This is a genomic window from Pseudoduganella sp. GW821-FHT11H04, from assembly GCF_058807935.1.
This window is the reverse complement of record NZ_JBXARE010000001.1, coordinates 146,443-160,079: the sequence shown is the minus strand read 5'-3', so window position 1 is coordinate 160,079 and position 13,637 is coordinate 146,443. Positions and strand designations below refer to the sequence as shown.

Sequence of the window (13,637 nt, the reverse complement as noted above, 5' to 3'; positions counted from 1 at the left end):
TTCCTTGGAAAATCCTACAAAAGGTGCTGCGAATGCTTTTAGTGTTTGACGACTGTGTGCTTGACCTCGATCGGCGCGAATTCAAGCGTGCCGATGTAGCCGTCGCCATACCACCCAAAGTGTTCGACCTCCTCGCCTACCTAGCCAACCAGCACGAACGCGTCGTAAGCCGAGACGACTTGATAGAAAACGTATGGGATGGCCGCGTTGTATCGGAGTCAACCCTGGCTAGCCACATCAATGCGGTGCGCAAAGCTGTTGGTGACGATGGCCAGCAACAGCGTGTGATTCGAACCATGGCGCGCAAAGGATTTCGCTTCACGGCAACCGTACGGCTTAGCAGTCCAGAGTCTGGCACCCTCTGCCCAGACAGCGAGACCGCCCTGTTGCCTGAAAGTTTGAAGCATCCTCTTCCCCTTCCAAACAAGCCATCAATTGCGGTTTTGCCCTTCGTGAATCTGAGCGGCGATCGTGAGCAAGACTATTTGGTTGATGGTGTGGTCGAAGACATCATCGCTGCCCTGTCTCACTGCCGTTGGCTTTTTGTTGTCTCACGCAATTCGAGCTTCACGTACAAAGACCGAAATGTAGACATCAAACAAATTGGTCGAGAGCTGGGTGTTCGCTATGTACTAGAAGGCAGCTGGCGCAACGCGAAGAATCATTTTCGAGTGACGGGGCAGTTGATTGAAGCAGGCACCGGCGGACATCTTTGGGCAGGCCGCTTCGAAGGTGTTATCGGTGACATCTTCAAGCTGCAGGATCAAATTACCGAGAACGTCGTTGGTGCGATCACGCCGCAGCTTGAGCTAGTGGAAATCGAGCGCGCACGGCATAAGGCGACCGGGAGCCTGGGCGCCTACGACTACTACTTGCGAGGAATGGCCCAACTACATGCAGGAACCAGAGAGAGCATCGGTCAAGCATTGCCGATGTTTCGACAAGCGCAGGAGGCCGATCCAGAATTCGCGTCGGCCTATGCAATGGCCGGTTGGTGCTATTGCTGGCGCAAAGTTAATCGTTGGATGGACGACCCTGCGATGGAATACGCGGAGGGCGCGAGGCTTGCGCGTCGCGCCATTGAGCTTGGGAAGAGCGATGCTGTCGCGCTTACCCGAAGTGGACACACACTGGCTCACCTTGCTGGCGATTACCACGGAGGGATTGCCTTGTTGGACAAGGCCTTGGTGCTCAATCCCAATCTTGCAGCGGCGTGGTTCCTGGGGGCGTTTCTCCGGCTTTGGCACGGAGAAACCGCCTCGTCAATTCAGTATTTTGAGCGCGCCATGCGCTTGAGTCCACTCGACCCCGAGCTTTACCGCATGCAGGCAGGCATGGCGGCAGCGCATTTATTCCTAGGGCACTACGAAGAGGCCGCATCGTGGGCGGAGAAGGCCTACCGGGAACTGCCCAGTTTTCTACTGGTAGCAGTAGTTCTTGCAGCCTGCCATGCGTTTTCGGAACGGATCACCGACGCGCAACGAGCAATGAACTACGTACGTCAGCTCGCGCCAGACCTTCGGCTGTCCAACTTAACAGACTGGCTGCCAATCCATAAACCGGAGAATTTATCTATCCTAGTGGACGGATTGCGCAAGGCAGGACTTCCCGCCTGATGTGAACAAGCTGTTGAGTGAAATTCCTTCTACCTGATCTAACAAGTTTTCGGATAACTAAGCGAATAAGCCGTGCAGGTACCAGCGCATTTCATCGGTTCCGGGCGTGCGTTCGCGATAGACCCAGTAGTAGGCGTGGTCTTCGCCCTCGGCGATGAAGTAGTCGCGGCTTTGCGTTTCGCTCCACCAGCCCGCTTCGATGCGCTCAGCAGTTGAGACCATGCGCAGCGGTGAGCAGTAGAACGGGCGGTGGTCGCGCATCAGCAGCTGGATCGGCTTGGGCAGCAGGAAGGCGGGACGCGGCAAGGGGCGCGGCGGCATTTGGGACGCCACGTCGGCCGCGCGCACTTTCTCGTGCAGGGGCACCCAGCGGTTGGCGACTTCGGGACGGTAGTCCGCCTTGGGATAAGGCTGCAGCACGTTGTCGGCGCCGAGGCGCGCCACCAGCACTTCGAACAGGCGCTGGCGGTCTTGCGGGCTGCCGCCCGGTTCAGGGAAGAGCGAATCGCTGAGCGGAGCCATCGGCTCCACCTGGGCTGCTTCCAGCGCCAGCCCGATCACCGGCGCGGGAAGCTCAACCTTGGCCAGGCGCTCCTTCAGCAGGCGCACAATGTGCGCGTCGCGCCAGGTGGGTTCGGCCAGCATCACGTCTACCGGCGTGGGCGGGCAGGCTTCGCGGCCCCGTTCATGTTCCAGCAGCAGGCGGATGCGCGAGACGGCGAACTGGTGGGCGCATAGCCAGCCGGTCAGCTGTTGCAACAGGCGGCAGGCGCCAGCCAGTAGCAGGTCGGTGTTGTCGATGCGGCCGAACAGTTCCAGCTTGGCTTTAAAACTGGGCGGCGCTACTACCCACTCGTGCATTTCGGGCGCCAGGCCTTGCGCGGTATCGAGCATATCGAGCACTTCGATACCGCAGCGGCGCTGCAGGCCGGGGCGCGGCAGGCGCACCAGGTCGCCGATGCTGAGGCAGCCGATGCCGTCCAGCCAGCGCTGGTGTTTTTGCAAGGGCGGCAGCAGGCCCACCGGCAGGCGGTGCAAGTGGCGCTGCAGGCTGTCCAGCTTGAGCGTGCGGCCGCCGCCGGCGCGCGCCAGCAGCCAGGCGCCCCGTGCGGTCGGCGCCACACCCAGCACGGCGCTGAAGCCGAGCTTTTGCAGGCTGTCTTCCACCAGGCGGCACAGGTTTCGGATGCCGCCGAACAGGCGCAGGCTGGCGCCCACGTCCAGCAGCAAGGTGGCGCCCTCGCCTTCCGCTACCTGGGGCGTGTATTGCAGCATGGCCATGGCGACGGCGTGCAGGGCTTCGTGTTCCAGCTGCGGGGCGCGTTCGTGCATCTGCACTTCCGGCGCCAGCATCAGGGCGCCGCTGCGGCGCATGCCGGCGCGCACGCCCATCCGGTGGGCGCGGTAGGACACGGCCAGCACGCCCTCCTGCTCCAGCACTACGCTGCACAGGTCATCCGACCAGTTGGGGCAGAACACTTCGAGCGGTAGCCGGGGCAGGTAGAGGCCGATCCACAGACGCATGACGTTGCAACAGGGTTGGGGTTAATGGGAGGAACAGCGGCGTATCGCGCTGCGGTCCCCTACGTTTGATGAATTCAATATTGATGCCCCCGGGCGCCGGACGCAGCGCCAGCCGCAGCGGCGCGGGGGATGAATCCTGGGCGGCGGCAATCGGCCGCAGCAGGAAGAACAGGGTTTCGCCGCACTGGGCCGCCAGGTGCAGGCGGCGCAGCGATTCGTTGCGGATGTGCTGCTGCCACAGCAGCACCGCGCCGCAACTGCCGCTGCGCAGGATTTGCTCGGCCGCCCACAGGCTGTCGGCGGCCTTGCCGGTGTTGCGGATCCACAGCAGTTGCTGGGGAGGCAAGTCCAGCGCCAGGGTTTGCGGGTTGTAGGGTGGTTGCAGCATGGCTACCGGGCTTTTCTGCTTAGTGAGCGTTGATTGCAATAAGCGCAACTCCCCGATGCCGGGTTGCTGGAGTAGCAACTCGGTCAGGACGCCCGTAGGCCAACCGCCCCCAGGCAGTTGGTGGGAGAGCACGGGTATGCCGGTATCCACGCAGGACGTGGCACCCTTGGTGAGTTGGGATGCCAGCCAGAGGGCCGGGTGCAGGGGTTGGGGGTCGAGAAGCGCCATAGCGAACAGTGCTGTATATACATACAGTATAGTCTTATGGACGCGCGGAGAAAACCTGTTTCAGGGTTTGGGCATCCAGTACCGCTTTACTCCACTGGGCAAGCTGCTCTGGCGTGGCCCTGGCAAGCCGTTTCTGGACGGTTGGGGATAATGCGCCAAATCGATGACTAAGCATGCTTTCAAGCACTTCCACCGCGCCTTCCCGCCGCCCCTCCCGCCGACCTTCCTGCAAACCTTGCGCATGACCGATCTTAATACCCCGCTTCTCTCCTTTTTTCTCGCCTTGTTCAAACCGCAGCTTGTCATAAGGATTAATCCATTCCACGTTGCGCCTCCTTTCGAGCAGTCTGATGCTGCGCATTAACCGATTCTCCAGTTCGGCAGGCAACGGCATCAGCCAGTGAATTACAACGAACAAATCGATGATACGCCGCTTGCGCCAGCCACGTTCGTACAGACGCCTGATTAGCCGCCATTTCTCGGCATAGCGCGCCTCGGCATTGCCGTGCGTTCTTTGCGCCAATAGGTGTGCAGCGGTTACCCAAGCGAAGACATTGCGCTCAAGCAGAAGCTCGTCAACCAATTCAGCATAGGCCGACAGTTTCGCGACCGAAAACCTGGTGCCCATTTCCGTACCAAGCAGATTGTTATGGAATGCATCCTGGCGCCAGCGCTTGCCCGCATCCGCCAGCACCACGAAGCTCGCGACTGGCAGGCGGTAGTTCTTGTACAGGCAATGGTTGTATTCGAGAATGCGCTCCGCCAGTTTCGGATCGCGTTGCGACTGGATTTCAATATGCAGCAATACTTCGCGGCCGTCACAAAGGAAAACACTGGCCAGCAAATCTGCAATCAATGTACGCGGCCTGCCATCGCCAGAAACTTCAGCCAACTCCTTGTCGCGAAAGCTGATCGGGCGGTGCCGATCGATCAGGTCTCGATACTGCGGGAAAAAGAAGGCGATAAAGTCAGTCAGGTTGTGCTTGAGCGCCCGCTTCCAGGGGGAATCGTAGTTGTCGGCCATGGGGAAACCTTACCGGCGCCGGCAGCGCTGCGGTAGCGGTTTGCGCAAGGGTCGAGCTTGCAATGGGATGCCTGATAGAATCGGCAATATTGCCAACTTACCTCCTCACGTCATGCAACTAATCGGCGCCATCCTGTTTGCCCTCGCCCTCTTGCACACCTTCAGCGCCAAAGCGTTCGAGCGGCTGTCACATAAGATTCCGCGCCATGCAGGCTTGCTGCATTTGCTGGGCGAAGTGGAAGTGGTATTCGGCTTCTGGGCCATGGTGCTCCTGGTGGCGATGGCTTTCGTGGCCGGGCCGCAAAATGCGATTGCTTACGCGGAAACGCAGCAATACACCGAGCCTCTGTTTGTCTTTGTGGTGATGGTGGTGGCGGCGTCGCGGCCGGTGCTCGATTTCGTGCAGCGCCTGATTAATGTGCTGTCCGGCGGCCGTCCGCTGCTCCAGGCGTGGATGGGACTCGCGCTGGTGCCGTTGGCTGGCTCGCTGATCACCGAGCCTGCAGCGATGACGTTGGCTGCGTTGATGCTGGCGCCGCAGATTTTCCGTGATGGCGTGCCGGAGTGGCAGAAGTACGCAGCGCTGGGCGTGCTGTTCGTGAATGTGTCGATCGGCGGCACGCTGACTGCTTACGCTGCGCCGCCGGTACTGATGGTGGCTGCGACCTGGCAGTGGGACAGCGCCTTCATGGCTGCGAACTTCGGCTGGAAGGCCACGCTGGCGGTGCTGGTCAATGCCACCGCGGCCACCTGGCTGCTGCGCGCCCACTTGCGCGTGCGAAGTGAGACTCCGGCACTCACCGCGCGCGCGCCTGCGCCGCTGTTCACCAGCCTGATCCACCTGGGCTTCCTCGCGGCTGTGGTGCTGCTGGCGCACCACCCGGTGCTGTTCCTCGGACTGTTCCTGTTCTTCATTGGCTTTACCACGGCATATCCGCAGCATCAATCGCCGCTGATTTTGAAGGAAGCTTTGCTGGTCGGTTTCTTCCTCGCCGGCCTGGTGGTGCTGGGCAGCATGCAGCAATGGTGGTTGCAACCAATTGTCGAAAGCTTGCAGCCACTGGCGCTCTTCTTCGGGGCGCTGGGGCTGACCGCTATCACCGACAACGCCGCCCTCACCTATCTCGGTTCGCTGATCGACGGCATTTCGCCTCACGCGCAATACATGCTGGTGGCAGGCGCCGTTGCCGGCGGCGGCCTGACTGTGATCGCCAACGCACCGAATCCCGCCGGCGTCTCGCTGCTGCGCAAGGGATTCCGCGATGAATCAATCAGCGCCCTCGGATTGCTTGCAGGAGCCCTTGCGCCGACTGCAGTTGCAGCCCTCGCATTCTTCTTGTAGGACTACGCCGCGCTAACGTAGCGCGCGCCTCGCGCGTGCTGCTTAAGCTATTCTGGCCTCACCATTCACACCAATGAGGAGAGGCAGAATGAGCTATCTTGACCGCGACAAATTCGGCATCTATCGCGACCGTGACGACAACGATGGACCAGGCCCACGCCTGATGGGCGCTGACACGCTGATGGGTGAAGACGTCTATAACCGCCAGGAAGAAGACCTTGGCGACATAAAGGAAATCATGCTCGACATGCAGACCGGCCAGATCGCTTATGCGGTGCTGTCCTTCGGCGGCGTGCTGGGCATGGGCGACAAGCTGTTTGCCGTGCCATGGCAGGCATTGCAGCTCGACACCGTGAACAAGCGCTTCGTGCTTGACTGCACCAAGGAAAAACTGGAGAACGCGCCGGGCTTCGACAAAGACCGCTGGCCTGATATGGCGAGCCCAGACTTCAGCTCGGAGATCCATAACTTCTACGGCACCAGCGCCAGCGGCATGCGCACTTCGACCGGCAGCGTGATGGGTTCCGGCACCAGTACCATGCAGAGCGACTCGACCAGCGGCAGCTACGGCGGCAACAAGGGCAATTACTAAGCCCTTAGCGCTGCATCGATTCCCATACCTTCATCAGGCGCTTAACGGACACCGGCATCGGTGTCCGCAGCTCCTGCGCGAACAGCGACACGCGCAGTTCTTCCAGCATCCAGCGGTATTCCACCAGTTTCGGGTCGGTGTTCTTGCCAGCTGACTTGTCGCGCATCAGGCGCTGGTAAGGCGCTGCTGCCTGGTTCCATTCGCCAATGGCTTTGGCGTCGCGGGCGGCGTCGGCACGCAGCTTTTCCAGCCGCACGTTCATCGCTTTCAGGTAGCGCGGGAAATGCGACAGCTGCGCGAACTCGTTTTCGATCAGGAAACGCTTGTGCACCAGGCCTTGCAGCTGCTGCTGCATGTCCTGCGCCACCTGCTGGTTAATGCCTTGCAGGCGCTTTGGCAGGCCATGGTATTCGGTCAGCACTTGCGATACAAGGCGGGCGATTTCGTTCACCAGCAGCACGATGCGGGATTTGCCTTCGTCCTTGCGCTTGTTGAAGCTCGCTTCGTCGGTCGGCAGCGGATCCTGCAGGCAGGCGATGTCGATGGCTTTGGCGATGATCTGGTCGCGCAGCTCTTCCTGCGTGCCCATGGACATGAATTGCATGCCCATCTGCTGCAGGTTGGGAATCGATTTCTCGACGAACTTGATCTGGTCGCGCATTTGCAGCATGAACAGGCGGCGCAGGCCGATGCGGTGGGTGCGTGCGGCCACGTTCGGGTCGTCGAACACTTCCAGGTCGCAGTGCGTGGTTTTGTCCACCAGGGCCGGGAAGCCGATCAGGCTTAGCTTGCCTTGCGTGATTTCCAGCAGTTCGGGCAGTTCGCCGAAACTCCACGTCGTGATGTTGGTGTGCTGAGAAGGGGCGCTCGGCGCGGCGGCGGCTGGCGCGCTTGCGGGCGCGCGGGCCGGCGTCGCGCCACGCGCTGCGTCGGCTGCGATGCCGCCGTGCTTCGGCTTCACGGCGCCAGCGGAGCTGCCGATGCCGCCGCCTGCGAGCTGCGCAAGCTGCGCGGCGGAAGCTGGCGTGTTGCCGCCTTCGGCCATGCGCTGGAAGCTCTGGCGCGCTTGCAGGCCGTATTCCGCTTGCAGCGTGGCCAGGTTGCGGCCCATGTCGAGCTGTCGGCCATGCTCGTCCACCACCTTGAAGTTCATGAAGTGGTGGGCCGGCAGCTGTTCGGGCTTGAAGTCGGAGGTCAGCACGCTGATCGTGATCTGCTTGCGGATGTCGGCGATGATGGCGTCGATCAGGTCACCGCGCGCAAACTCGGTGCGCTCGCAGAATTTGGCGGCGTAATCGGGCAGCGGCACCATGTGGCGGCGCTGCTTTTGCGGCAGGGTCTTGAGCAGCAGGTGCACTTTCTCCTTCAGCATGCCCGGCACCAGCCACTCGCAGCGTTCGCGCGAGAGCTGGTTCAGCGCATACAGCGGCACCGTCAGCGTAACGCCGTCTCGCGGAGTGCCCGGTTCGAAGTGGTAGGACAGCTGCATCTCCAGCCCGGCCGCCATCATCTTCTTCGGGAACAGCTCGGTCGTGATGCCGGCCGCTTCGTGGCGCATCAAGTCGTCGCGGTTCAGGAACAGCAGCTTCGGATCGTCGTGCGAGGCGTCCTTGTACCACTTTTCGAAACCGGCGCCGTTCACCACGTCGGCGGGAACGTGCTCGTCGTAGAAGGCTTCGATCAACTGGTCGTCCACCAGCACGTCCTGGCGGCGCGACTTGTGTTCGAGGTTTTCGATCTCGCGCACCAGCTTGTGGTTGTGGGCGTAGAACGGCAGGCGGGTGTCGTAGTCGCCGCCGACCAGCGCGTCGCGGATGAAGATTTCGCGCGCTTCGGCCGGGTTCTTCTGGCCGTAGTTGATACGGCGCTGGCTGTAGACCACGATGCCGTACAACGTAGCGCGTTCGGACGCGGTGACTTGCGCCGGGCGTTTTTCCCAGCGCGGTTCGCCCCAGGATTTCTTCAGCAGGTGGCCGCCGATCTTTTCGATCCATTCCGGCTCAATGCGGGCCACGCAGCGCGCATACAGGCGCGTGGTTTCCACCAGTTCGGCGGAGACGATCCATTTGCCTGGTTTCTTCGAGAGGTGCGAGCCTGGCCAGACGTGGAACCTGATGCCGCGCGCGCCAAGGTAGGCGCCGCCCGGTTCGTCCTCGCCTTTGAAGCCGATATTGCCCAGCAGGCCGGTGAGCAGCGCCATATGCAGCTGGTCGTAAGTGGCCGGCAGTTCGTTGGTGCGCCAGCCCTGCTCTTTTACGATGGTGAGCAGTTGCGAGTGCACATCGCGCCATTCACGCAGGCGCAGCTGGTTCAGGAAGGTGGCGCGGCAAGTGTCCATCAGCTGGCGATTGGACTTCTTGTGCTCAATGGCGTTCTCGAACCATTTCCAGATTTTCAGGTAGCTGAGGAATTCGGATTTTTCGTCGGCGAATTTCTTGTGCGCTTCGTCGGCGGCGCCCTGGTGCTCGACCGGGCGGTCGCGCGGGTCTTGCACGGACAGCGCGGAGGCGACGATCAGCACCTCGGTCAGGCAGGCGTATTCCTGCGCGGCCAGGATCATGCGGCCCACCCGCGGGTCGAGCGGCAGCTTGGCCAGCTTGCGGCCCAGTGGGGTCAACTGGTTGTCGTCGTCGACGGCGCCCAGTTCCTGCAGCAGCTGGTAGCCGTCGGCGATCGCGCGGCCCAGCGGCGGCTCGATGAACGGGAAGCTTTCGACATCCGTCAGGTGCAGGGACTTCATGCGCAGGATGACGGAGGCCAGCGAGGAGCGCAGGATTTCCGGATCGGTGAACTTTGGACGCTGCAGGAAATCCTGTTCGTCGTACAGGCGGATACAGACGCCATCGGCCACACGGCCGCAACGGCCGGCGCGCTGGTTGGCGGCCGATTGCGCCACCGGTTCCACTTGCAGCTGCTCGACCTTGTTGCGGTAGCTGTAGCGCTTGACGCGCGCCAGGCCGGCGTCCACCACGTAGCGGATGCCCGGCACAGTCAGCGAGGTTTCCGCCACGTTGGTGGCCAGTACGATGCGGCGCGCGTTGGTGGTGCGGAAGACGCGGTCCTGCTCTTCCACCGACAGGCGGGCAAACAGGGGCAGGATGTCCACGTGCGGTGGATGGTGCTTGCGCAGGGCCTCGGCGGCGTCGCGGATTTCGCGTTCGCCGGGCAGGAAGACCAGCACGTCGCCGCTGCCAATGCGGCAGACTTCATCGACGCCGTCGACGATGGCTTCCATCAGGTCGCGTTTTTCGCGGGCGGCGGCGGTGCGGGCGCCTTTGGCATCTGCGCCTTGCTGCGCGCCGGGCGCCACGACCTGGTCGCGCTCCACGGGGCGATAGCGCACTTCGACCGCGTACAGGCGGCCGGAGACTTCGATCACCGGCACCGGCGGTTTGCCTTCCTGGGTGAAGTGGCGGGCGAAGCGTTCAGCGTCGATGGTCGCGGAGGTGATGATCACCTTCAGGTCCGGGCGGCGCGGCAGGATCTGTCTCAGGTAGCCAAGCAGGAAGTCGATGTTCAGGCTGCGTTCGTGGGCTTCGTCGATGATGATCGTGTCGTAGCCTTTGAGCAGCGGGTCGGTCTGGGTTTCGGCCAGCAGGATACCGTCGGTCATCAGCTTGACCGAGGCGCCTTTGCTCAAGGTGTCGTTGAAGCGCACCTTGTAGCCGACGGTTTCGCCCAGCGGAGTGCCCAGCTCCACGGCGATGCGCTTGGCGGTGGACGAAGCAGCAATACGGCGTGGCTGGGTGTGGCCGATCAGGCCTTTCTGGCCGCGGCCCAGCTCCAGGCAAATCTTCGGCAGCTGGGTGGTCTTACCGGAGCCGGTTTCGCCGGAGACGATCACCACCTGGTGCTTGCTCAGGGCTTCGGCGATTTCCGCGCGGCGGCCCGAGACTGGCAGTTCTTCCGGAAAGGTGATCGGCGGCAGCGGATTGCGGAAGGCGCGCGCGGCTTCGCCTTGCGGGCGCTGGCCGGGTGGTTGCTGGGAAGGATTCTTCTTGCTTGCTTCAGACATCGTTTTTTACATAGTTTGGGCGCGAAAACCGCGCAGCGCATTATAATGCGCGGATAATGGAAAACCCTATCCAATTCGTCTCCTGGCTGCGCTCCGTAGCGCCTTACGTCCACGCTTTCCGCGGCAAGACCTTCGTGGTCGCCTTCCCCGGTGAACTGGTTGCCTCCGGCGCCCTGTCGGTGCTGGCGCACGACCTGTCGCTGCTGCACGCGTTGGACATCAACGTCACCGTGGTCTACGGCTCCCGCCCGCAGGTCGCCGAGCAGCTCGCGCTGCGTAACGTCGAAGGCCGCTTCCACAACGGCGTGCGTATCACCGACACGGCTGCCATGGAATGCGCCAAGGAAGCCGCCGGCGAACTGCGGCTCGATATCGAGGCCGCTTTCAGCCAGGGCTTGCCGAATACGCCAATGTCGCATGCCGCGATCCGCATCATTTCCGGCAACTTCATCACCGCCCGCCCACTGGGCGTGATCGACGGCGTCGACTTCGAACTGACCGGCCTGACCCGTAAGGTCGACGCGGAGACCATCCACTCCATCATGGGGTCGGACGGCGTGGTGCTGCTGTCGCCACTGGGTTTCTCCCCGACCGGTGAGACCTTCAACCTGACAATGGAAGATGTGGCCTGCACCGCCGCCATCGCCCTGCACGCCGACAAGCTGGTCTTCATCACCGAAACCGAGATGATGACCGACGCCGGCGGCACCGAAATCCGCGAGCTGTCCTCGCACCAGGCCGAGGCAGTGCTGCAAGCGGGCTTCCTGCCCGACGCCACCGCGTACTACCTGAAGCATTGCGTCAAGGCCTGCAGCAACGGCGTCGAACGTGCCCACATCGTACCGTTCGCGATGGACGGCTCCGCCCTGCTGGAACTGTTCACCCACGATGGCGTGGGCACCATGATCTCGCACGAGAACCTGGAATCGCTGCGCCCTGCGACCATTGAAGACGTGGGCGGCATCATCAAGCTGATCGAGCCCCTGGAAGCCGACGGCACCCTGGTCAAGCGCGGCCGCGAGCTGATCGAGCGCGAAATCGAGATGTTCTCGGTCATCGAGCACGATGGCGTGATCTTCGGCTGCGCGGCGCTGTACGTCTTCCCGGAAGAAAAAATGGCCGAAATGGCATGCCTTACTGTCAACCCTGACGTGCAAACCCAGGGCGACGGCGAGCGCATCCTGAAACACATGGAAAACCGCGCTCGGGCGCAGGGTATCAGCAAGCTGTTCGTGCTGACCACCCGCACCGCGCACTGGTTCATCAAGCGCGGCTTCATCCCCGCCACGGTGGACGCGCTGCCGAAAGACCGCCAGCGCCTCTACAACTGGCAGCGCAAGTCGCAAGTCTTGATCAAGACCTTATAATTATATTTTTTGGTTTAGGAGTACCGAAGATGGCCCGTACCGTCCACTGCATCAAACTGAACAAGGAAGCCGAAGGCCTGGACTTCCCGCCATATCCGGGCGAGCTGGGCAAGCGTATTTATGAATCCGTGTCCAAGGAAGCCTGGGCTGCCTGGATCAAGCACCAGACCATGCTGGTGAATGAAAACCGCCTGAACCTGGCGGATGTGCGCGCGCGCAAATACCTGGCGGCGCAGATGGAGAAGCATTTCTTTGGTGAGGGTGCGGACGAGGCGGCTGGTTATGTGCCGCCTAGCGCCTAAAACCGGTAAACCAGTGCCTGACCCGCAGGGTCAGGCACTTGGCCTGCTGCTGCCGCGTCATAAGTGTCTGACCCTGCGGGTCAGACACTGAATTACCGGTTTAGCGGCTCGCTACCTCAGACCGCATTGGCGCGCACTGCCTGAACTCGCAGCGCGCCAAAAACACCTTCCCATTCGAACAAGCCATCCGGTACACCTCCACCGGTCCCGGCTCAGTCATCAGCCCTGCTCCCTGCCCGCCCGTGCATTGCTCGGCCCTTGCCAGACGCTCCACCGTAGCGGAAGAAACACCCGGACGGAAGGCAACCTTCTGCACCGGCACGCCATCGATCATTTCGCGCTTGGCAGCAGCCTCCGCTTCCAGCACAGACTTACGTTTCACCGGCGCCTGCGCCACTTCCTTGTGGGAACAAGCACTCAACACACCAGCAGCAACAAGCAACAGCAGGGACAGTCGTTTCATGGGCTCTTTCTAAGGAAGAAAATTAGTACTTCAGGGTACGCACGCCATCTGGGGTACCCAGCAGGCACACATTGGCGCCGCGGGCTGCGAACAGGCCGACGGCAACTACGCCGACGATCTGGTTGATCGCGGTTTCCAGCGCTACCGGGTCGGTAATCGACAGGCCGGACACGTCAATGATATTGCCGCCATTGTCGGTCACGAAGATCTCATCGGAACCGGCCTTGGTACGCACCTTAGGCTGGCCGCCCAAGGCCGCCAGCTGGCGCATCACGGAATTACGGGCCATTGGCAGCACTTCGACCGGCAGCGGGAACTTGCCCAGGGTCTCTACCAATTTGGAACCATCTGCGATGCAGACGAATTGCTTCGATACCGAAGCCACGATCTTTTCGCGGGTCAGGGCTGCGCCGCCGCCTTTGATCATGTGGCCTGCCGCGTTGATCTCATCGGCGCCGTCAATGTACACCGCGATTTCCGAAACCTCGTTAAGATCATAGACAGGAATGCCATGACCGGCCAGGCGCGCAGCGGTCGCTTCCGAAGAGGCGACTGCACCCTTGATGCGGTGCTTGATCTTGCCCAGTTCATCGATGAAGAAATTCGCGGTAGAACCGGTGCCTACGCCGATGATTTCACCGTCGATGACATATTCAATCGCGGAAATAGCAACAGCATGTTTCAATTTATCTTGCGTCATAGTTACAATGGATTCAATAAAGCTGATAGAAATGGTTGCCTATTTTATCCGAACTGCCGCACTGACCCGGGAAAAA

Annotated in this window: 11 protein-coding genes; 5 read left to right on the top strand and 6 right to left on the bottom strand. The window is 61.6% G+C overall.

Annotated features, from left to right (window positions below):
- Positions 1 to 32: 32 nt before the first annotated feature.
- A complete protein-coding gene (locus AC1RTP_RS00760; RefSeq protein WP_498604057.1) occupies positions 33 to 1,616 on the top strand; it encodes a winged helix-turn-helix domain-containing tetratricopeptide repeat protein in 1,584 nt (527 codons plus the stop codon).
- Between the two features lie 57 nt (positions 1,617 to 1,673).
- Here the strand turns inward: AC1RTP_RS00760 and AC1RTP_RS00755 are convergent, their stop codons facing one another.
- Genes AC1RTP_RS00755 through AC1RTP_RS00745 form a run of 3 tightly spaced genes read right to left on the bottom strand, consistent with a single transcriptional unit; the run spans position 1,674 to position 4,780 of the window.
- A complete protein-coding gene (locus AC1RTP_RS00755) occupies positions 1,674 to 3,140 on the bottom strand; it encodes a Y-family DNA polymerase (RefSeq protein ID WP_498604056.1) in 1,467 nt (488 codons plus the stop codon).
- Positions 3,070 to 3,756 (bottom strand): translesion DNA synthesis-associated protein ImuA, encoded by a 687-nt coding sequence (imuA, locus tag AC1RTP_RS00750; RefSeq protein WP_498604055.1) that lies wholly within the window; start codon positions 3,754 to 3,756, stop codon positions 3,070 to 3,072. Before imuA ends, AC1RTP_RS00755 begins: the two co-directional genes overlap by 71 nt.
- A gap of 34 nt (positions 3,757 to 3,790) precedes the next feature.
- Entirely contained in the window at positions 3,791 to 4,780 is a 990-nt protein-coding gene (locus AC1RTP_RS00745; protein ID WP_498604054.1) for a DUF4351 domain-containing protein, read from the bottom strand.
- Positions 4,781 to 4,847: 67 nt separating this feature from the next.
- Between AC1RTP_RS00745 and AC1RTP_RS00740 the strand changes: the two genes are divergently transcribed.
- Complete coding sequence (locus AC1RTP_RS00740) at positions 4,848 to 6,122, top strand: putative Na+/H+ antiporter (protein ID WP_498604053.1); 1,275 nt, start codon at positions 4,848 to 4,850, stop codon at positions 6,120 to 6,122.
- An 88-nt stretch (positions 6,123 to 6,210) separates the two neighbouring features.
- The gene (locus AC1RTP_RS00735; RefSeq protein WP_498604052.1) at positions 6,211 to 6,714 is read left to right on the top strand and encodes a PRC-barrel domain-containing protein; all 504 of its coding nucleotides are present in this window, start codon (positions 6,211 to 6,213) and stop codon (positions 6,712 to 6,714) included.
- 4 nt (positions 6,715 to 6,718) lie between these two features.
- Here the strand turns inward: AC1RTP_RS00735 and hrpA are convergent, their stop codons facing one another.
- The gene (gene hrpA / locus AC1RTP_RS00730) at positions 6,719 to 10,729 is read right to left on the bottom strand and encodes an ATP-dependent RNA helicase HrpA (RefSeq protein ID WP_498604051.1); all 4,011 of its coding nucleotides are present in this window, start codon (positions 10,727 to 10,729) and stop codon (positions 6,719 to 6,721) included.
- A gap of 56 nt (positions 10,730 to 10,785) precedes the next feature.
- Here hrpA and argA point away from each other — a divergent pair, with 56 nt between their 5' ends.
- Together argA and AC1RTP_RS00720 are read left to right on the top strand one after the other, a co-directional pair.
- Complete coding sequence (gene argA / locus AC1RTP_RS00725) at positions 10,786 to 12,096, top strand: amino-acid N-acetyltransferase (protein WP_498604050.1); 1,311 nt, start codon at positions 10,786 to 10,788, stop codon at positions 12,094 to 12,096.
- Between the two features lie 29 nt (positions 12,097 to 12,125).
- Positions 12,126 to 12,398: an oxidative damage protection protein gene (locus AC1RTP_RS00720; protein WP_498604048.1), complete on the top strand. Its 273-nt coding sequence runs from the start codon at positions 12,126 to 12,128 to the stop codon at positions 12,396 to 12,398.
- Positions 12,399 to 12,498: 100 nt separating this feature from the next.
- Here the strand turns inward: AC1RTP_RS00720 and AC1RTP_RS00715 are convergent, their stop codons facing one another.
- Together AC1RTP_RS00715 and rpiA are read right to left on the bottom strand one after the other, a co-directional pair.
- Positions 12,499 to 12,861, bottom strand: a complete 363-nt coding sequence (locus AC1RTP_RS00715; RefSeq protein ID WP_498604047.1) for a hypothetical protein — start codon at positions 12,859 to 12,861, stop codon at positions 12,499 to 12,501.
- Positions 12,862 to 12,883: 22 nt separating this feature from the next.
- Positions 12,884 to 13,561 carry a ribose-5-phosphate isomerase RpiA gene (rpiA, locus tag AC1RTP_RS00710; protein ID WP_498604045.1) on the bottom strand — a complete coding sequence of 226 codons (678 nt, stop codon included), beginning with the start codon at positions 13,559 to 13,561 and terminating at the stop codon, positions 12,884 to 12,886.
- Positions 13,562 to 13,637: the final 76 nt, after the last annotated feature.

What these genes read in the sequence shown, in the direction of transcription:
- AC1RTP_RS00760 (WP_498604057.1), top strand. Translation starts at nt 33, where the DNA reads ATGCTTTTAGTGTTTGACGACTGTGTGCTTGACCTCGATCGGCGCGAA.
- AC1RTP_RS00755 (WP_498604056.1), bottom strand. Translation starts at nt 3,140, where the DNA reads ATGCGTCTGTGGATCGGCCTCTACCTGCCCCGGCTACCGCTCGAAGTG.
- imuA (WP_498604055.1), bottom strand. Translation starts at nt 3,756, where the DNA reads ATGGCGCTTCTCGACCCCCAACCCCTGCACCCGGCCCTCTGGCTGGCA.
- AC1RTP_RS00745 (WP_498604054.1), bottom strand. Translation starts at nt 4,780, where the DNA reads ATGGCCGACAACTACGATTCCCCCTGGAAGCGGGCGCTCAAGCACAAC.
- AC1RTP_RS00740 (WP_498604053.1), top strand. Translation starts at nt 4,848, where the DNA reads ATGCCTGATAGAATCGGCAATATTGCCAACTTACCTCCTCACGTCATG.
- AC1RTP_RS00735 (WP_498604052.1), top strand. Translation starts at nt 6,211, where the DNA reads ATGAGCTATCTTGACCGCGACAAATTCGGCATCTATCGCGACCGTGAC.
- hrpA (WP_498604051.1), bottom strand. Translation starts at nt 10,729, where the DNA reads ATGTCTGAAGCAAGCAAGAAGAATCCTTCCCAGCAACCACCCGGCCAG.
- argA (WP_498604050.1), top strand. Translation starts at nt 10,786, where the DNA reads ATGGAAAACCCTATCCAATTCGTCTCCTGGCTGCGCTCCGTAGCGCCT.
- AC1RTP_RS00720 (WP_498604048.1), top strand. Translation starts at nt 12,126, where the DNA reads ATGGCCCGTACCGTCCACTGCATCAAACTGAACAAGGAAGCCGAAGGC.
- AC1RTP_RS00715 (WP_498604047.1), bottom strand. Translation starts at nt 12,861, where the DNA reads ATGAAACGACTGTCCCTGCTGTTGCTTGTTGCTGCTGGTGTGTTGAGT.
- rpiA (WP_498604045.1), bottom strand. Translation starts at nt 13,561, where the DNA reads ATGACGCAAGATAAATTGAAACATGCTGTTGCTATTTCCGCGATTGAA.